The sequence below is a fragment of the Bradyrhizobium sp. Kon56 genome, assembly GCF_055807635.1.
This window is the reverse complement of record NZ_JBVVOU010000006.1, coordinates 91,569-110,097: the sequence shown is the minus strand read 5'-3', so window position 1 is coordinate 110,097 and position 18,529 is coordinate 91,569. Positions and strand designations below refer to the sequence as shown.

The 18,529-nt window shown below is 64.9% G+C and carries 19 protein-coding genes; 10 read left to right on the top strand and 9 right to left on the bottom strand.

Annotation, left to right across the window (positions count from 1 at the left end):
- Positions 1-67: 67 nt before the first annotated feature.
- Positions 68-805 carry an SDR family NAD(P)-dependent oxidoreductase gene (locus AC0L3B_RS12085; RefSeq protein WP_018454633.1) on the top strand — a complete coding sequence of 246 codons (738 nt, stop codon included), beginning with the start codon at positions 68-70 and terminating at the stop codon, positions 803-805.
- 73 nt (positions 806-878) lie between these two features.
- Entirely contained in the window at positions 879-1,247 is a 369-nt protein-coding gene (locus AC0L3B_RS12080; protein WP_018454632.1) for a CsbD family protein, read from the top strand.
- 174 nt (positions 1,248-1,421) lie between these two features.
- On the opposite strand, the gene AC0L3B_RS12075 is transcribed toward AC0L3B_RS12080, so the two are convergent.
- Positions 1,422-3,110, bottom strand: a complete 1,689-nt coding sequence (locus tag AC0L3B_RS12075) for an SGNH/GDSL hydrolase family protein (protein ID WP_473380420.1) — start codon at positions 3,108-3,110, stop codon at positions 1,422-1,424.
- A 215-nt stretch (positions 3,111-3,325) separates the two neighbouring features.
- On the bottom strand, positions 3,326-4,723 hold the full coding sequence (locus AC0L3B_RS12070; RefSeq protein ID WP_473380419.1) for a lytic murein transglycosylase: 1,398 nt from the start codon (positions 4,721-4,723) through the stop codon (positions 3,326-3,328).
- A 203-nt stretch (positions 4,724-4,926) separates the two neighbouring features.
- Here AC0L3B_RS12070 and AC0L3B_RS12065 point away from each other — a divergent pair, with 203 nt between their 5' ends.
- Positions 4,927-5,802, top strand: coding sequence for a UTP--glucose-1-phosphate uridylyltransferase (locus AC0L3B_RS12065; RefSeq protein ID WP_026232775.1), 876 nt, complete (start codon positions 4,927-4,929; stop codon positions 5,800-5,802).
- A 106-nt stretch (positions 5,803-5,908) separates the two neighbouring features.
- Here AC0L3B_RS12065 and AC0L3B_RS12060 read toward each other — a convergent pair whose 3' ends face one another.
- Complete coding sequence (locus AC0L3B_RS12060) at positions 5,909-7,405, bottom strand: sensor domain-containing diguanylate cyclase (RefSeq protein WP_473380418.1); 1,497 nt, start codon at positions 7,403-7,405, stop codon at positions 5,909-5,911.
- A gap of 144 nt (positions 7,406-7,549) precedes the next feature.
- Between AC0L3B_RS12060 and AC0L3B_RS12055 the strand changes: the two genes are divergently transcribed.
- Complete coding sequence (locus tag AC0L3B_RS12055) at positions 7,550-7,819, top strand: DUF7662 domain-containing protein (RefSeq protein ID WP_018454627.1); 270 nt, start codon at positions 7,550-7,552, stop codon at positions 7,817-7,819.
- Between the two features lie 12 nt (positions 7,820-7,831).
- Here the strand turns inward: AC0L3B_RS12055 and AC0L3B_RS12050 are convergent, their stop codons facing one another.
- Entirely contained in the window at positions 7,832-10,708 is a 2,877-nt protein-coding gene (locus tag AC0L3B_RS12050; RefSeq protein WP_026232774.1) for an EAL domain-containing protein, read from the bottom strand.
- A 154-nt stretch (positions 10,709-10,862) separates the two neighbouring features.
- Positions 10,863-11,861: an NAD(P)H-quinone oxidoreductase gene (locus AC0L3B_RS12045; RefSeq protein WP_018454625.1), complete on the bottom strand. Its 999-nt coding sequence runs from the start codon at positions 11,859-11,861 to the stop codon at positions 10,863-10,865.
- Between the two features lie 111 nt (positions 11,862-11,972).
- On the opposite strand from AC0L3B_RS12045, the gene AC0L3B_RS12040 reads away from it, so the two are divergent.
- A complete protein-coding gene (locus AC0L3B_RS12040; RefSeq protein WP_018454624.1) occupies positions 11,973-12,164 on the top strand; it encodes a DUF1192 domain-containing protein in 192 nt (63 codons plus the stop codon).
- 525 nt (positions 12,165-12,689) lie between these two features.
- On the top strand, positions 12,690-13,199 hold the full coding sequence (gene rcdA, locus AC0L3B_RS12035; RefSeq protein WP_018454623.1) for a protease adaptor protein RcdA: 510 nt from the start codon (positions 12,690-12,692) through the stop codon (positions 13,197-13,199).
- 88 nt (positions 13,200-13,287) lie between these two features.
- Here the strand turns inward: rcdA and rpmE are convergent, their stop codons facing one another.
- The gene (gene rpmE / locus AC0L3B_RS12030) at positions 13,288-13,515 is read right to left on the bottom strand and encodes a 50S ribosomal protein L31 (RefSeq protein ID WP_018454622.1); all 228 of its coding nucleotides are present in this window, start codon (positions 13,513-13,515) and stop codon (positions 13,288-13,290) included.
- Positions 13,516-13,734: 219 nt separating this feature from the next.
- Between rpmE and AC0L3B_RS12025 the strand changes: the two genes are divergently transcribed.
- From AC0L3B_RS12025 to AC0L3B_RS12010, 4 genes are all read left to right on the top strand, one after another.
- Positions 13,735-15,561, top strand: a complete 1,827-nt coding sequence (locus AC0L3B_RS12025; RefSeq protein ID WP_085351760.1) for an ABC transporter ATP-binding protein/permease — start codon at positions 13,735-13,737, stop codon at positions 15,559-15,561.
- A 422-nt stretch (positions 15,562-15,983) separates the two neighbouring features.
- Positions 15,984-16,193 carry a hypothetical protein gene (locus AC0L3B_RS12020; RefSeq protein WP_018454620.1) on the top strand — a complete coding sequence of 70 codons (210 nt, stop codon included), beginning with the start codon at positions 15,984-15,986 and terminating at the stop codon, positions 16,191-16,193.
- Between the two features lie 25 nt (positions 16,194-16,218).
- A complete protein-coding gene (locus tag AC0L3B_RS12015) occupies positions 16,219-16,392 on the top strand; it encodes a hypothetical protein (RefSeq protein ID WP_162847278.1) in 174 nt (57 codons plus the stop codon).
- Positions 16,393-16,539: 147 nt separating this feature from the next.
- On the top strand, positions 16,540-16,710 hold the full coding sequence (locus AC0L3B_RS12010; RefSeq protein WP_157642917.1) for a hypothetical protein: 171 nt from the start codon (positions 16,540-16,542) through the stop codon (positions 16,708-16,710).
- Positions 16,711-16,722: 12 nt separating this feature from the next.
- Here AC0L3B_RS12010 and AC0L3B_RS12005 read toward each other — a convergent pair whose 3' ends face one another.
- The 3 genes from AC0L3B_RS12005 to AC0L3B_RS11995 all read right to left on the bottom strand — a co-directional run bounded on the left by AC0L3B_RS12005 (position 16,723) and on the right by AC0L3B_RS11995 (position 18,529).
- A complete protein-coding gene (locus AC0L3B_RS12005) occupies positions 16,723-16,944 on the bottom strand; it encodes a hypothetical protein (protein ID WP_473380417.1) in 222 nt (73 codons plus the stop codon).
- A gap of 110 nt (positions 16,945-17,054) precedes the next feature.
- Positions 17,055-17,501 (bottom strand): GNAT family N-acetyltransferase, encoded by a 447-nt coding sequence (locus AC0L3B_RS12000; protein WP_018454616.1) that lies wholly within the window; start codon positions 17,499-17,501, stop codon positions 17,055-17,057.
- Positions 17,501-18,529 carry a peptidoglycan -binding protein gene (locus AC0L3B_RS11995; protein ID WP_018454615.1) on the bottom strand — a complete coding sequence of 343 codons (1,029 nt, stop codon included), beginning with the start codon at positions 18,527-18,529 and terminating at the stop codon, positions 17,501-17,503. Before AC0L3B_RS11995 ends, AC0L3B_RS12000 begins: the two co-directional genes overlap by 1 nt.

Below are 18,529 nucleotides of genomic sequence, written 5' to 3'. Positions count from 1 at the left end.
GTGATTGACAAGGCTGTCATCGATCCGCAGACAGGTCAAACAAGCAAGACAATGAGGGAGGCCAGCGATGACGAACGAGCTCGATTTCTCAGGCAAGCAGGTGCTGGTTGTCGGCGGATCCAGCGGCATCGGCAACGGCATTGCGCAAGCCTTTCGCGTCAGGGGCGCGCAGGTTGCGGTCTGCGGCACGCGTGCTCACGCGAAGGAATATTCGCAAGCTGAAGGCTCGGATCTCACCGGTCTTTCCTATGCGCAGCTCGACGTCGGCAATGCCGGAGCGGTCGAAGCGTTCAAGCCGTCGTTCGATCGGCTCGATATCCTGGTGCTCGCACAGGGCGCGGTGCTCTATCGCCGCGGCGAGTTCGAGATGGCGGGCTTTCGCAAGGTCGTCGAGGTCAATTTGATGAGCCTGATGGCCTGCGCCACGCGCTTCCATCCCATGTTGCGGGACGCGCGGGGATCGCTGATTATGGTGTCCTCGACCGCGGCCTATCATTCCACCATGGGCAATCCCGCTTACAACGCGTCGAAGACCGGCGCGGTCGGACTAACGCGGACGCTGGGCGAGGCCTGGGCCGAAGATGACATCCGCGTCAACGGCATCGCGCCCGGTCTGGTCGACACCAAGATGACGAAGGTGACGACCGACAATCCCAAGCGGCTCGAAGGTGCACTTTCACGCATTCCGCTGCGGCGATTGGGCACCCCGGCTGACATGGCGGGCGCGGCGCTGTTCCTGGCATCGCCGCTGTCGTCCTACATCATCGGCCAGACATTGGTCGTCGACGGCGGGCTGATTCTCTGAGTCCAATTTCAAGTCAGATGGAACTGCGCCGCTCCTGATCGGTTACTTGGGCTGACCCCCGAGGAGGAGCATCATGGATAAGGATCGGATTGTCGGATCGGCCAAGGAATTCGCCGGACGCGCGGAAGGCGCTATCGGAGATTTGGCTAGCGATACGCAGACACAGGCGTCCGGCAAGGCACGCGAAGCCGCCGGCAGTGTGCAGAATCTTTACGGCCAGGCCAAGGATGCCGTACGTGACGCCACGGACACCGCGGCAAGCTATGCCAAGGACGCCTACGACAAGCCGGCCGAAACCTTGCGTGACGGCTCGCAGGCGATTGCCCAGAAGGTGCAGGACAACCCGATGGGCGCGCTGCTGGTCGCCGGCGGCATCGGCTTTGCACTGGCACTGCTGATGGCGCGGCCTTCGCGCCGCCCGCCGCCGCGCTGGCGCTACTAGGCTAAAGCCAACGCGCGATAAGCATCAGGGCCCCGGACGCAGCGCGGCGCGTACGCCGCGTTGCCGAGCCGGGGCCCATTCTTTTTGTGACTGTCGGACGAGCTGGGTCCCGGCTCTGCGCAGCAGCGTTTCCCGCTGCAGCGCGTCCGGGACACGAGAGCTCAGCTTAGAAAATTATCGGAACACTTCCGCCGATCGCCCGACGTTGCCAGGCGGACGCGGGATCGCAGGGTTGGGATTCGGATTGCGCGGCGCCGGCGCCAATTGACGCGGCGGGGGCGGCGGCGAGCCAAAGCCGAAGAAATCGCGCATCGATGGCGCTGCCTGTGCCGGTTGCTGCGGCGCCGGTGGCTTCTTCGGCGCAAGCTTTGGCGGGGCGATCGCCGCGGCCGCACCCGGCGTACCGCCATCGGGTGTCGTCGTGGCGACCGGCGTATCGCCCTTGGCCTGCTCGCGGCCGACTTCGCGGCGCGGCCAGGCATAATCGTCGGCGCGGCCGGCGGGCGCAGCCAGTGGCTCGCCCTTCACCATCGTCTTCGCAGCGAGCGCATCGACGGCGGCAGGACGTGAGCCCGGCCCACCCAGCAATTGATCGGTCGAGATCGAGGCCGCAACCAGCGGCACGATCGGACCGGCCAGCGGCCGCGGCGCGGGCTTGCCGGGTTCGGCACTGGTGTCGGGGGTCGCCGGTTCGCTCGGCAGCGCGATCGGGCCGGAGCGCCCGGCGAGCAGGCGGGTGATCTCGCGCTCGACATAGTGGGCGAGCTTGCGCGCGCCGGGTTTCGTGAAATAGACGCCGTCACCGCTGCGGAGCTGACGGATCTGGCCTTCGAAGTCCGGGCCCTTCTGCAAGAAGCGGCCGGCTTCGTCGACAAAGCCGTCCCAGACGTCGACATAGGTGATGCCGGCCTTGGCCGCGCCTTCGCGATAGAGCGAATCCAGGAACAGCATGTCCGCGGTGCCCTTGGGGCCACGGATGGCGGGCAGGCCGACCCAGAGCACCGGCACGCCCTTGAACTTGAGGACGTTGGCGAGCTCCTCGATCTTCTTGCCGTAGAGCTCGACCCAGCGCTCGTCGCGGAATTCGTAGAGGCCGTTCGGGTTGCGCGCGGTCTTCTCGGGCGCGGCGACCGCCGGTGCGTCAGCGTTGTCGGCATCATCCTGCGGCAGGTCGGCATCGGCCGGCTTGTCATCCGGCTTCGCGGCGGTGTCGCCGGGCTTGGCATCGCCAGGCTTGGCCGGTGGTTTGCCGCGCGCGCCCTTGTCGTTCTTCTTGTCCTTGTCCGTCGCCTTGTCCGATTTATCGGGTGCTGCCGCCTCGCGGATCGCGATGCGGTCGTTGAGGCCGAGCATCACCACGATCACGTCGGGCTTCTCGGTCTCGAGAATGCCTTTCGCAGCAGCGGTCCAGTCCGAGGGCTCGCCCTTGGGCTGGTACTTGATTAGGCCCGACGTGGTCTTGTGCTTGCGGATCACGCCCATGTCGGGCTGCTCGGTGTAGGCGTCCTCCAGGCCGTAGGCGAGCCAGTCAGCCATGGCGTCGCCGATCACCAGCACGTTCCTGTCGGGAATGGTGTCGCGCTTGGCCGGCGCCGGTGCGCGCGAAAAATCCTGGCGCGGCGCTTGCGGCTGTTGCTGCTGGAACGGCGCGAAGAAGTCGCCGCCGAACCATCCGCCGCCTCCGCCTCCGCCGTTGCGCGGCGGCGGCGGAGCCGAGCGCTGCGGCGGGCCGCCGAAGCCGGGGAAGTTGAAGAACTGCGCCGAGGCGGGTCCCGCGACCGACACCAGAATCGCAAGCGCCGTCCCCAGCGCGATCAGCGGGCCGGTCTCGGTCAGCACCTTGAACAGGGACTTCTTCGACATGCGATCTCGGCACGTGCAATAGGGATCAGGACAGGCTCGATATAATAACGGAATCGGGCGCCAAACGGGCAGATTCTCTTTCAGATTCTCTTCAGATCCTTGAGATTCTGGGCCCAGATTCTCGGCCCAGAATTATTGGCCCATACACGGCGAACCGCCGCCCCGGTCAAGACTGCCGGCCAAAATCCCTGTTCAGGGTTACTTTCGGCGCGATTTTACTGCCCCCGCAGCCGATTCAGCGCGTCGGAGGAGGGAAATCCATCCGCGGGGACCCCGATCGAGGCCTGGAAGTTGCGCAGGGCTTCCCGGGTCTGGCCGCCGAACTGGCCGTCGGGGGTGCCCCTGTAGAAGCCGCGCTGGGCCAGCAGCTGCTGGAGTTCCAGCCGCTCGGTCCGGGACAGCTCCCGTTCCTGCCGCGGCCAGGGCTGAACGAACGGCTGGCCGCCGCGGAGGCGATCGGCGAAATGGCCAATCGCCAGCGCATAGGCCTCGGCCGGGTTGTACTTCATGATGACCCGGAAGTTCTGCAGCATCAGGAAGCCGGGCCCTTGGGCACCGGCCGGCGCCAGCAGATAGGCCTTCTCGGCTGGATGCGGGAAGGGCTGGTTGGTCGGGCGCTTGAGGCCGAGCTTCTCCCACTGCGCTACCGTCATCGCCTTGGCGCGGTCGGCCAGCATGTAGTTGAAGCCTTGGGGCACCACGACCTCGTAGCCCCAGGTCTGGCCGGCCTGCCAGCCGTCCTTCTTCAGATTGTTGGCGGTCGACGCAATCAGGTCGGAGGGATTGTCGACGACGTCACGCCGGCCGTCGCCGTCGCCGTCCACGGCAAAGCGCTTGAACGCGGTCGGCATGAACTGGGTCGGGCCGAAGGCGCCGGCCCAGGAGCCGCGCAATTGTTCGGGCCTGAGATCGCCGCGGTTGAGGATCTCCAGCGCGGAGAGGAATTCGTCCTTGAAGTAAGCCTGGCGGCGGCCGATGCAGGCGAGCGTCGCGGTCGATTGCAGCACGCTGCGGTCGCCCATCTGCGTCGAGTAGTTGGACTCGATGCCCCAGATCGAGGCGATGACATAACGATCGACGCCGGTGGCTTTTTCGGTGGCCTCGAACTGCGCCTTGTATTTGGCCAGGACCTCGCGGCCCTTGGCGAGGCGGTTGTCGTTCACGAGGATGTCGAGATAATCCCAAATCGACTTGGTGAACTCGGGCTGCGAATCCATCAGGTCCATGATGCGCAGATCGGGCGCGAGGCCTGCCGTGAAGCGCTGGAAATTTTCCTGCGTGATGTTGCGCCGTGCGGCATCGGGCCACATGCCTGCGACGCAATTGTTGAAGTTACCCGCGGCCTCTCGGATCGCGGCGGCTGTCATCAGCGGATGCCCGGAGGCGCCATCCTCGCCGGTCCAAGGTTGAACTCCCGTTTGAGCGCCGCTGGACCCGGGCGCTGCTGGCGAAGGCGCCTGGTTCGGGCCGGAGAAAATACCGCCGAACAGATTGGACAAACCGTTCTGAGCCTGCGCGCTGGCGGGAAGTGGGAACAGCAGGGCGGTCGCAATCATCGTCGCACCGGTCACGGACCCGCCCCGTTTTGCCAGCCCTGCCATTGATTGCATCATGTCCACACCTGTCCGGCCAAAATCCGCCCTCAGGAGGCCTGGTTACGGTTGCCAACAGCTTAACAAAGGTGAAATTTTGATGGTGGCCTTTTTCTTAACTCTGTGAGGATGAGGCCCCACATCCGCCTTTGTTGGCGGCTGCAAACAAGCTAGCAAGATGCCATTGCTCCCTTCACGTGTTCCTCAGGTATTCGATCAATCCCATGAAAATCCGCAAAGCCGTATTTCCCGTTGCCGGCCTCGGCACTCGCGTCCTGCCCGCCACCAAGGCGATGCCGAAGGAAATGCTGACGATCGTCGACAAGCCGCTGATCCAGTACGTCTATGACGAGGCGAGGGAAGCCGGCATCGAGCACTTCATCTTTGTCACCGGCCGCAACAAAAGTGTCATCGAAGATCATTTCGACCGGATGTTCGAGCTCGATGCGACGCTGGCCGCGCGCGGCAAGAAGACCGAGCAGGACGTTCTGGCGCAGAACCAGCCGGAGGCCGGCGCCGTCAGCTTCACCCGCCAGCAGGCGCCGCTCGGCCTCGGTCACGCGGTCTGGTGCGCGCGCGATATCGTCGGCAACGAGCCGTTCGCGGTCGTGCTGCCGGACGAGCTCGTGCTCAATTCGCCCGGCTGCCTGAAGCAGATGATCGACACCGCCAGCAAGCTCGGCGAAAAATCCAATGTCATCGCGGTCGAGGCGGTGCCCGACCATCTGACCCATCAATACGGCATCTGCGGCGTCGGCAAACGCACCGGCAAGATGTTCGAGGTCGACGGCATGGTCGAGAAGCCGGCCAAGGGCACCGCGCCCTCCAACCTCTCGATCACCGGCCGCTACATCCTGCAGCCGGAGATCTTCAAGATCCTGGAGACCCAGGAGCGCGGCGCCGGCGGAGAGATCCAGCTCACCGATGCCATGATCGGCCTCGCCAGATCGCAAAGCTTCTACGGCGTCGAGTTCGAGGGCGAGCGCCATGATTGCGGCTCCAAGCCCGGCTTCCTCCGCGCCAACATCGCCTACGGCCTGAAGCGGCCGGAGCTGCGTGACGGGCTCATTGCGGAAATGAAGAAGTATTTGGGGCAGTAGCGCTCCGCTCGTCATTGCGAGGAGCGAAGCGACGAAGCAATCCAGGCTGTCTTCGCGGAGACAGTCTGGATTGCTTCGCTTCGCTCGCAATGACGGAACGAAACCCTCACGCCACCAGCGACAGCTTCGGCAAGCTTGCGACCACCGACTGGTTGCGGCCGCCGGCTTTTGCGGCGTAGAGCGCCTTGTCGGCGGCGGCGACCAGGATCGGCCAGTCCATGCCGGTGGTGGGAACGAGGCTCGCGATGCCGCAGGACACCGTCGAGCTCGTGTGGTTGTCGGACCATCCCTGCACCTTGGCGCGGATCGTCTCGGCCACCAGGAGGGCGTCCGTGACCGAGGTGCCCGGCAGCAGCACGGCGAATTCCTCACCGCCATAGCGCGCGGCGCAGTCGCCGGCGCGGCTCACCGAATCGGAAATGCAGATGGCGATGCCGACCAGCACCTGGTCGCCGGCCTGGTGGCCGAACGTGTCGTTGTAGGCCTTGAAGTGATCGGCATCGATCATCAACAGCGCGATCGGCGTCTGCTGCCGCATCGCGCGGCGCCATTCGACGTCGATCACCTGGTCGAACTTGCGGCGGTTCTTCAGGCCGGTGAGCGCGTCGGTCGTCGCCATCTCCTCGAGCTTGCGCTCGGCCTCGGCGCGCCGGCCGATCTCGCGCGCGAGCACCAGCGTCGATGCCAGCATGAACAGGCTGAGCGCCACGACCACGGCGCCGATGCGGTAGGCTTCCCTCTGCCAGAGCTCGAACACGGTGTTCAGTGGCTTACCTGCCACCACGAATAGCGGGCTGGTCCCACCGCTGCGGACATAGAGCCGCGGCGTGCCGTCGATCGGCCCCTGTCCGGCGAATGCGCTGCCGACCTTCAGATTTTCGGCCTTCCAGACCGGCCGGTCGGCCAGATTCGTGCCGATCACGTCGAGATCAAACGGCCGCCGCATCATGACGGTACGGTCGCGCCTGAGCACGGTGATGGTATCGTCGGGATCGAGGCTCAGCCGCTCGAACAATTCGTGGAAATAGCTGAAGCGGATCGATCCGGCGACGACGCCGAGAAAGCCGCCGTCGGTATCGCTGATGCGCCGGCTCAGCACGATCGAATAAGCGCCGCGGAACAGCATGGGACGGCTGATGAAGAGCCCGGCTTGCGGATTGTCCCGATGGGCCTTGAAGTAATCCTCGTCGCCCCGGTTCACGACAACGGGATCGAGCGTCGAGGCGTCAATGGTCAACCGGCCGTCGGCGTCGAACACCTGGATCGCGCCGAAATGCCTCGCCGTGGTCGAATGGTCGAACAGGATGAGGTGACGGATCGGCTTCGAGACCGTGGCGATTTCCGGCAGCAGCATGTTGCTGGCGACCGCCTTAAGGGCCAGATCGTAGATCTCGATGTTGCGGCTGACGTCGGACTCGATGGTCGTCGCCAGGTTTTCCAGCGTCTGGCGGGCGAGCGCCTCCTCGCCTCGGCGCATGTCCAGCATGACGTTGACGCAAATGGCGGAAAAGCCGATCACCGTCACCACGGACGAGATGATCAGCAGCTTCGCCGAAAGCCGCCATGGCCGCCGGGCCGTGACGTCGCGCCATCGAGACAACATCGTTTGCTCCCGACACCAGTGAATGCGCCCGAAAGCTTGAGCAGTGTTTAAGCCGGGACGGCGCTGCCGGAATGAGTTAAAAATTGGTTTCCGCGGCTCACGTTTTTGGGCAAAGCGGAGCTTCGACCAGCGAAGAGGACAGCGGTGAACGACTACGACGCGTTGCGCGATTATCTGATGCGGCAGAAGCAGGCGGAATTCGTGCTGACCTATGAACAGATCGAAGAGATTATCGGCGCGGCCCTGCCGCGCGCGGCGAATCGTGCCTCATGGTGGGACAGCCTGCGCAGCCCGGATATCCAGATGCCGCAACGCGAAGCCTGCCTCGCCGCGGGTTTCAAGGCGATGCGGATGCCGGACGGTGCGAGCGTGCGGTTCACCAAGCTGAAGAGTGACCGGCGCAGGCCTGGGTGAGGCGAAGGGAAGCTAGCTCGCCGCTTCCAGGCGCACTTCCGTGAGCAGGCGCATCGCGGCGTCGGCATCCATGGGTTCGCCAAAGGCGAACCCTTGCGCGTATTCGCAGCCCATCTGGTAGAGCTCGACCGCGTCGGAATCGGTCTCGGCACCTTCGGCGACCACGTCCATGCCGAGGTCGTGCGCGAGCGCGATGATGGACTTCAGGATCACCGGGCGGGTGCCGCGGTTGGTGGTGCGCACGAAGGACTGGTCGATCTTGATGGTGTCGAACGGGAAGCGCTGCAGATAGGCCAGCGACGAATGGCCGGTGCCGAAATCGTCGAGCGACAGCCCGGTGCCGAGTTCGCGGATGCGCGTCAGCATCTGCGCCGCGTGCTCCGGATTCTCCATCACCAGCGATTCCGTCAATTCCAGCTTCAGCGTGCCGCGCGCGACCGAGGAGCGCGACAGCACGGTGCGGATGTCGTGGATCAGATCGTGGCGCAGCAATTGGCGCGAGGAGACGTTGACCGATGCGAAGATCGGCTCGCGCGAGCGCATCGCGCGCTGCCAGATCGAGAGCTGCTTGGCGGTCTGGTCGAGCACGAACATGCCGAGGTCGATGATCAGGCCGGTCTCTTCCGCGATGGTGATGAATTCCGAGGGCGCCATGCGTCCGAGCTTGGGATGATCCCAGCGCACCAGCGCCTCGAAGCCGGCGACCGAACGGTCTTCAAGCCGCACGATCGGCTGGTACAGGATCGTGAGCTCCTGCCGCTCGATGGCGCGGCGCAGTTCGCTCTCCAGCGTCAGCCGGTCGGTTTTTCGCGCGCGCATCGCGGACTTGTAGACGTCGATGCGGTCGCCGCCGATGCGCTTGGAGTGATACATCGCGAGCTCGGCGTCCTTGATGATCTCGTCCGTGAGCTGAACTTGCGGATCGGACAAGGCGAGGCCGATCGAGGCCGTGAGAAAGATTTCGCGTTCGTTGAAGGCGATCGGCGCGCGGATGGTCTTGCGGATGGTCTCGGCGAAGGCGGTGATGCGGGCGGGGTCCTGCTCCGAGAGCAGGATCAAGCCGAACTGGTCGCCGGCGAGCCGCGCCAGCGTATCCTGCGGCTTCAGGATGCGGGTGAGGCGGCGGGCCAGCGTCAGCAGGATGGAATCGCCGACCGCGATGCCGACGGAATCGTTGACCTGCTTGAAGCGGTCGAGGTCGATCACCATCAGCGTCGGCCGCAGCGTCGGCATGGTCTTGGCGAAATGCGCGACGGCGCCGAGCCGGTCCATGAACAGCTTGCGGTTGGGCAGGCCGGTGAGATTGTCATGCACCGAATCGTGCAGCAGGCGCTCCTCGGCGTTGCGCAGCTCGGTGACGTCGGTGAGGGTGCCGACCACGCGCGAGACCTCGCCGTCGGAGCCGACCACCGGGCGCGCCTTCAGCGCGAACCACATGAAGTGACCGTCCGGCGTGCGCAGGCGGAAATCCTGCACCAAGCGGCCGCGGCGCTGGTCGAGCACGCTGTCGAGCGCGGCGCGGAAACGGTCCTGGTCGAGCGGGTGCAGCACTTCGAGCCAGGAGGCGGCCGGGCCTTCCAGCGTGCCGCGCTTGAGGCCGAGCAGGGCCTCGGTCTCAGGGCTGGTAAAGACCTTGTCGGCGGACACGTCCCAGTCCCAGATCAAATCGCCGGAACCGGCCAGCGCCAGCGCGCGGCGCTCGATGTCGGAGACGACGCCGGTGGTGGCGCCGCCGCCGGCGAACGCATGCTGCATCACCGTGAAGCCGATCAGCATCACGATCAGCACGAGGCCGCCGAGCAGCGCAGGGCCGACGATGTCGTTGGTGACGGAGCCTGCGACCGTCATGCCGGCCGCGACCACCCAGACCACCAGCAGGAACCAGGTCGGGATCAGCAGCACAGCGCGGTCGAAGCCGTGGGTGGAGAGATAGACGATCAGCGCGAAGCCGGCGAAGGCAATCAGCACCAGCGATATGCGCGCGATGCCGGAGGCCACCGCAGGGTCGAACAGGGCCAGCGCCACCAGTGATCCCAGGAACGCGAGCCAGCCCACGGTGATGTGGGAATAGCGCACGTGCCATCGACTGAGATTGAGATAGGCGAACAGGAATACCAGCAGCGTCGCCGCCAGGATCGCCTCACCCGCCGCGCGCCAGATGCGCTCGGCGTTGTTCGACATGTCGAGCACCTTGCCCCAGAAGCCGAAATCGACGCCGATATAGACCAACACCGCCCAGGCCAGCGCCGCGGCGGCCGGGAACATGATGCTGCCCTTGACCACGAACAGGATTGTCAGCACCAGCGCCAGCAAGCCGGAGATGCCGATCACGATGCCCTGGTACAGCGTGAACGAGTTGACCTTGTCCTTGTAGGATTCCGGCTCCCACAGATAGAGCTGCGGCAGCTTGTCGGTGCGCAGCTCCGCGACGAAGGTGACGACCGCGCCGGGATCGAGGGTGACGCGGAAGACGTCGGCGGTCGGGCTCTCCTGCCGCTCCGGCCGGTCGCCGGTCGAGGGCGTGATGGTCGCGATGCGCGACAGCCCGAGGTCGGGCCACAGCAGCCCCGAGGAGACGATACGGTAATGCGGAGCGACGATCAGGCGGTCGAGCTGGTCGTCGGTGTTGTTGGCGAGCGCGAACACCACCCAGTTCTGGCCGCCTTCGCGGGCGCGCACCTCGATCCGGCGGACGATGCCGTCGGTGCCGGGCGCGGTCGAGACCTGGATGCGGTCGGCGTCGCTGCGCTGATGCTCGAGCACGCCGGTGAGGTCGATCGCGGGCGCGTCACCGCGGACGCTGACAGCGTCCAGCGCGCGCGCCGGGAACGCGCAGACGAGAATCATGAGGCCCAGCGCTATGGGCGCGAGGCATCTGATCAGACGCAAGGTCAGTTCTCCGCGTTCGACGCAAACTCTTCGGTGCAGGCTCTTCGGTGCACGGCGTTTTCCGAACGGAACAAAGTGGTTCGGTGCGTCGCGATAGATGCCACGAAAGCAAGGAAAATCAAAGGGTTTCCGGCTTGCCCTGTGGGCCGTTGGCCTAGACCTCCAACACAATTTTGCCAATATGTGCCGAGGTTTCCATCCGCCGGTGCGCGTCGGATGCCTTTTCCAGCGGGAAAGTGCTGTCCATCAGCGGCTTGACGCGGCCTTCGCGCAAAAGCGGCATCACTTTCGCCTCGATCGCGGCCACCATCGCCGCCTTGTCCGCATTACTACGGGGGCGCAGCGTCGAGCCGGTATGGGTCAGGCGCTTCACCATCACCTTGGCGATGTTGACGGTGACCTTGGGCCCGTTGAGGGTCGCGATCTGCACGATGCGGCCGTCGAGCGCTGCGGCGTCATAGTTGCGATCGACATAGTCGCCGGCGACCATGTCGAGGATCAGATTGGCGCCGGCATTGTTGGTCTCCGCCTTGACCACGGCGACGAAGTCTTCGGTCTTGTAGTTGATGGCACGATCCGCGCCGAGCTTGAGGCAGGCATCGATCTTGTCCTGCGATCCCACGGTGACGATCACCTTGGCGCCGAAAGCTTTTGCGAGCTGGATCGCCATGGTGCCGATGCCGGAAGAGCCGCCGTGGATCAGCAGCGTCTCGCCGGCCTTCAGGGCGCCGCGCTCGAACACATTGTGCCAGACCGTCATCAGTGTTTCCGGCAGTGCGCCGGCTTCCTTGATCGACAGCGACGGCGGCACGCTCATCGCCTGACCGTCCTGCGCGATGCAGTACTGCGCATAACCGCCACCGGCGACCAGCGACATCACCTTGTCACCGATCTTGTGCCGCTTGGCGTTGCTGCCGACGGCCACCACTTCGCCGGCGATTTCGAGGCCGGGCAGGTCGCTGGCGCCGGGCGGCGGCGGATAGGCGCCGGAGCGCTGCGCGACATCGGGCCGGTTGACGCCGGCGGCCTGCACCTTGACCAGGATCTCGTCGGGGCCGGGCTGCGGCAGCGCCCGTTGTTCCGGCACCAGCACCTCCGGTCCGCCGGGTTTCGAGATGGCGACCACGGTCATTTGCGCGGGCAGCTTGTCCATGATGTGTCCTTGAGCAAAGGTGCGGGATGGAACGAGGCCATTGCTTAGCCAGCGCGGTGCAGGCTGGCAACCGCCTCAGCCGCTTGTGAGGCGAACGCAGGAGGAACCAGGATGGCGATGGAAGACGACGACCGCCCGCGCAAGAAGATCAGCCATGACATCGGACAGGATCTCTCACTCTTGTCGGTGGAGGAACTGACCGACCGCATCGCGCTTCTCAAGGGCGAGATCGCAAGATTGGAAGAAGCCGCAACAAAGAAGCGCGCCTCGCGTGATGCGGCCAACAGCGTTTTCAAGAAGTAGCGGATTGGAAGAGGAGCGCCAGCCACTTCCACGGCGTCATGGCCGGGCACGTCCGAAGGACGGCGTCGCTTCCGCTCGCCTATGTCCCGGCCATCACGTTCTTGATCTTTCGCCGAAGGAGAGGACGTGGAAGCCCGGGCATGACGGGCAGTTTGTTCCGCGGGCCCACTCGGCCACTGACCGACATGGCTAACGAACCCTCAAGATAATCGCTCGTTTACTCCACATTAAGCTTTCGAGTTTATGACTGGGAACTGTCCTCGTTTGGACACCGAGTGGCTCCTGTCCACTCTGTTTGACGCCTCCCTGTTATCAACTTTCAAAGCCGCCGGTTTTCCGGCGGCTCTTTTTTTGCGCCCAGCTCCGCCTTTTTGCGTCTCGCCGCGGTTGAATTCCGGGCAAAGACCCGCGGAAACCATATCCGCGCTTGTCACTGGACTCGGCGTCTCGCCCGCGCAATGATTTGTTCATCATAAGCCGGTGCCAAAGCCGGGCAGTCAGACAGTTGCGTAAGGGGCGTTAACCATGGAACGTTTGCAAGCCGAAGGCGCTCTCGTTCAACTCAGCGAGCGGTTCACCAATTCTGCGGCGTTCGGCGTCCTGTTCCGCGAGGGCATGGACTTGGTCGAGGAGACCGCCGCCTATCTCGATGGCGCCGGCCGCACCGAGGCCAAGGCGCTCGATCGTGCCGTCAGCCTCACCTATGCGACCGAGAGCATGCGTCTGACCACCCGCCTGATGCAGCTCGCCTCGTGGCTGCTGCTGCACCGCGCCGTGAAGGAAGGCGAGATGACGCTGGGCCAGGCCAATCGCGAAAAGACCAAGGTCAAGCTCTCCGCCGCCGATCCCGGCTCAACCGACACCATCGAGAAGCTGCCGTCGCAGCTCCAGGACCTGATCCATCGCTCGATGAGCCTTCAGACCCGCGTGCGCCGCCTGGACAACACCATCCACACCCCGCCGGTCGATCATTCCTCGATCGGCAACCCGCTGGTGCCGCATCTCAACGCGTTGAAGGCGGCGTTCGAGCGGTAAGCTCCCGTCATCGCGACGAGCGCCCCCAAAACAAAAAACGCCTCCGGCTCTCCGGGGGCGTTTTCGTCTCCAGCCTCGAGGGGCCGGATCAATCCTTTTTGAGAAAGCCCGAAAACTTCTTCTGGAAGCGCGAGACGCGGCCGCCGCGATCCAGCAGCTGCGCGTTGCCGCCGGTCCAGGCCGGGTGCGACTTGGGGTCGATGTCGAGGTTCAGCGTGTCGCCTTCCTTGCCCCAGGTGGAGCGGGTCAGGTACTCGGTTCCGTCGGTCATCACGACCTTAATCGTATGATAGTTCGGGTGAATTTCGGCTTTCATGGCAATTCCTCGGCGCCCCGGCGCCTCACTTGAGTGGCTATCGAATGACGGATTTGGCGGGGTCTATACCCCACGGGCCCCTGTAAAACAAGCCATTGCAAGCCTTTTGAGGGCCTTAGCGGGCCGGGCTGCCCCCTAAGGGACATCCCGGATTTGCCACTCCCGCTCGCCCGGCCTATCTGGAGCGGAGCACCTCTCTTTGTCTTTTGGTCGGATCTCATGAGCGCAGTAGAACGGCTTGAAACCGGGTCCGCGGAAGCCCCGTCGATCGAGGCCGACCTGATCGAGGCGCCGGCGAAGAGCCGCGCGAAGCTGCGGCCGCTGTTGGCGCTCGCGCCCTATGTCGCCCGCTATCGCGGCCGGGCGGCGCTGGCCTTCGTCGCGCTGACGATCGCGGCACTGACCACCCTGCTGGTGCCGGTCGCGGTGCGCAGGATGATCGATTTCGGCCTGACGCCTGAGGGCATCGAGCTGATCAACAGCTACTTCTCGGTGATGATCGCCGTCGTCGCCGTGCTCGCGCTGGCGAGTGCCGCGCGCTACTACCTCGTGATGACGATCGGCGAGCGCATCGTCGCCGATCTCAGGCGTGACGTCTTCGCCCATCTGCTGTCGCTGTCGCCGGCCTTCTTCGATTCCGCGCGCAGCGGCGAGCTGGTGTCGCGCCTCACCGCCGACACCACCCAGATCAAATCCTCCGTCGGCGCCTCGGTCTCGATCGCGCTGCGCAATCTGATGATGTTCTTCGGTGCCGCGGCGATGATGGTGATCACCAGCCCGCGGCTGTCGGGCTTCGTGCTGCTCGCCATTCCCCTGATCGTGCTGCCGCTGGTCGCCTTCGGGCGCTGGGTGCGGCGGCTGTCGCGCAATGCGCAGGACACGCTGGCCGAGGCCTCCGCCTATGCGAGCGAGCTGGTCGGTGCGATCCGTACCGTGCAGGCCTATACCAGCGAGAGCCTCGCCGAGAAGCGCTTCGGCGGCGAGGTCGAGCAGGCCTATGAAGCCGCGCGCACCTCCACGCAGGCCCGTGCCGTGCTCACCGCCATCATCATCTTCATCGTGTTCGCAAGCGTGGTCGCGATCCTCTGGATCGGCTCGCACGACGTGCTGACCGGCACCATCACGCCGGGCCGGCTCGGCCAGTTCGTGCTCTATGCGGCCTTCGCCGCGGCCGGCCTCGGCCAGCTCAGCGAAGTCTGGGGCGAGATCTCGGCGGCATCAGGCGCTGCCGAGCGCCTGTTCGAGATCCTGCATGTGCAGCCCGACATCACGGCGCCCGCTTCGCCGCGCGCGCTGCCGGTGCCGGCGCGCGGCGAAGTCGGCTTCGACCATGTCAGCTTCGCCTATCCGGCGCGGCGCGACGTCAATGTGCTCGATGCCGTGTCGTTCGCCGTGCGTCCCGGCGAGAAAGTCGCGATCGTCGGTCCGTCCGGCGCCGGCAAGAGCACGATCTTTCATCTCTTGTTGCGCTTCTACGATCCGCGCAGCGGCGCGATCTCGCTCGACGGCGTGCCGGTCAAATCCGCCGATCCCCGCGAATTCCGTTCGCGTATCGCGCTGGTGCCGCAGGAATCCAACGTGTTCGCGGCCAGTGCCCGCGACAACATCCGCTTCGGCCGACCCGATGCCACCGATGCCGAGGTCGAGCGCGCGGCCGAGCTCGCGCACGCCGCCGAGTTCATCCGCCGTCTGCCCGAAGGTTTCGACACCCCGCTCGGCGAGCGCGGCGTGACGCTATCCGGCGGCCAGCGCCAGCGCATCGCGATTGCGCGTGCGATCCTGCGCGATGCGCCGCTGCTGCTGCTCGATGAAGCCACCTCCGCGCTCGATGCCGAAAGCGAGACGCTGGTGCAGACCGCGCTGGAAGAGCTGATGCGCCACCGCACCACGCTCGTCATCGCGCACCGCCTCGCAACCGTCCTGTCGTGCGACCGCATCCTGGTGATGGATCAGGGCAGAATCGTCGAGCAGGGCACGCATGCCGAGCTCGTGGCTGCGAACGGGCTCTATGCCAGGCTGGCGAGGTTGCAGTTCGAGGGGGCGTGAGGCGGAGTACTCCGGACTGCTGCCCCACTCACAGTGTCATCGCCCGCGAAGGCGGGCGATCCAGTACTCCGAGACGGAAGGGATCAAGGGATAAGCCGCGGCGTACTGGATTCCCCGCCTCCGCGGGGAATGACAGCGGAGCTTTTGGCGAGAGCGTCGCACCACGTGGTCTCCCTTCGTAGCCGGGTCGATAGCGGACATTTGTCGATCTGATCGGCTGCGCGATTCGAATCGGCCACATCGTAAGGTGATCGATGGAAGCGGCGCTGCTGGCTGTCGCAGAACATGGGCGTCGTCGTTTTGATGAGTTTCGGAATGCTCGTCGTTGGCTTCAGGAATTTCGGACAGCGTTGGCGCGCGCGGAGGGAGTGGACGGCCGCGGCTGCTGAAGCTAGGGTTCGGGCCGACCCAGGAGACGCCAAATGCCTTATTCGACAGCCGACCAGACCCGAGGCGAGCGCAACGGCAAGCTTGTCGCCGACGTCTTCTGCGCGCTCTTGCTTGCTACCTTTTCCGTGGTCTTCTTCGGTTGGCTCGGCGGTCTGGCCGCCTTCATTGTCGTCGAAAGTTGCCTGCTCGCAATCGATTGGGTGGTTCCTAGCAAGAACGATGCGGCAGGCGTTGTTCGTTGAGCTGACGGAGTGGACGGTGTTGTGAATGATTGTTCTGATCGGTCCGGTACTGTTCATCCTCCTCATCCTGTTCGCTATTCGACAGCAAAAGCGCGGCCTTGCGGGGTGGAAAGCGGCGCTGCTTGTTGTCGCTGGTAGCGGCGTCATCGTTGTGCTGAGTTTCGGATTGCCCATCGTGGGCTTCCGGAATTTCGGATAGGGCAGCCCGCGCCCCTGAGCCGAGTGGATGAACCTTGCAGTTCCCCCGGATGTGGCGCCTAATCAGGTATCGCCGGCCAAAGGCTCGTCCGTAGGCGTCGGTGCCTGAGAGATGATTTGTGCTCCCGCCTCAATGGGAGTGCGCCTCATGGCCCCGCCATTCAGCAAGGAAACCCACGAACTTTTGGAGCGGGCGCAGCGAGCGATCGATGAGTCGATCCGGCTTCGCGAAGACAGCCAACGCGCGATCCGCCAAGCCGAAAGCTGGCAGTTCGAGCTTGAACTCCGCTTGAGCCGAGAGCGCACCGCGGCGAGTTGACGGCAGCACTGCTTAACAGCACTTCGGCGACAGCGCCGGCACGTTCGGCCATGGCCAGTTCTTCCAGCTCCCGTCCTCATCAACGCAGGCCGATGGCCCAAGGCCATTCGTCGGAGCACTCGTCGTCTTGACCGGCGTGGCGAGGTGCTGGTCGACATAGCTCGTCGAAACATATCCGGCGACGATGACGCCGAGCAGGACCGAAGACCCCTTGGCCAGATCGCTCAATTTCATCGGTCATCTCCATCCGCTTGCCGGCGCAACTTGCGGGCACAACGACTAGCTGACGTCCTGGGATCCCGACGTGACGGCCGTCACGCGTCCAGAATCAAGATCGCCAGAATCTAAGGTTGCCAAATCATCTTCAGCACCGGACGTCCCGAGGTCGGGTTCACCTCGTCGCCGGCATGCGCGAAGCCTTTGCGCTCGTAGAAGCGGATGGCGCGGCTGTTGTCCTTGTTGACAAGCAGCGTCACGCCCGCCGGTGACAGGCGCTTGGCCTCATCCACCAGCAGCCGCGCCGCGTCCGAGCCCCAGTGCGCGGGATCGACCACGAGCTGGTCGAGATAACCGTCGCCGTCGATGGTGACGAAGCCGGTCAGCGCGCCGTCCTGCTCCGCGACCACGATCGAAGCCTTCGGCACCAGCTCCTTGCGCCAGCGCTCGCGCCACCAGTCCAGGCGGGCCGCGAAGTCGATCTGCGGATAGGCCTGCTGCCAGGTGCGATGCCACAGGTCAATCGAAGCGGCCTCGTCCTCGGGACGGTAACGGCGGAGGTGGAGGGCGCTCACTACCGCTCCGTCAGCTTCAGCTCGATGCGGCGGTTGCGCTTGTAGGCTTCCTCGGTGTTGGCCGTGTCGAGCGGCTGGAATTCGCCGAAGCCGGCGGCGACCAGGCGCTGGGCCGGCACGCCGAGCGAGATCAGGTACTGCACCACGGAGATCGAGCGCGCGGCCGAGAGGTCCCAGTTCGACTTGAAGTTCGGACCGTTGACCGGGCGCACGTCGGTATGGCCGTCGACACGCAGCACCCAAGGGATCTCGTTCGGGATTTTCTTGTCGAGATCGATCAGCGCGGTTGCGAGCGTGTCGAGCTCGGCGCGGCCTTCGGGCAGCAGCACTGCCTGTCCGGTGTCGAAGAACACTTCGGACTGGAATACGAAGCGATCGCCGACGATGCGGATGTCGGGGCGGTTGCCGAGGATGGCGCGCAGGCGGCCGAAGAATTCCGAGCGATAGCGCGACAATTCCTGCACGCGCTGCGCCAGGGCGACATTCAGGCGAGAGCCCAGGTCGGCGATGCGATTTTGCGATTCCTTGTCGCGCTTCTCGCTAACGTCGAGCGCCTCTTCCAGCGCGGCCAATTGCCGCCGCAGCGCGCTGATCTGCTGGTTCAGCACCTCGATCTGCGCCAGCGCCCGGGCCGAAACCGCCTTCTCGGAATCCAGCGCCTTGCCGAGCTCGGAGGACTTGCCTTGCGCATCGTTGCCGGCCGCGGCGAGCCCCTCATAGAGGCCCTTGATGCGGTCGCGCTCGCTCTCGGCCGAAGCGAGGCCGGCTTTCAGCGACGAGACCTGGTCGTCGAGCGTGAGCTTGCCGAGCTTCTCCAGCGACAGTAATTCGTTGAGCTGCGCGATCTTGGCGTTGAGCTGCTCCAGCGCCTTGTCCTTGCCGGTGACCTCCTGCGACAGGAAGAACTGCACGACCAGGAACACCGACAGCAGGAACACGATCGACAGCACCAGCGTCGACAGCGCGTCGACGAAGCCGGGCCAGTAGTTGAAGGAGGTATCGCCGCGGCGACCGCGCGCCAGTGCCAT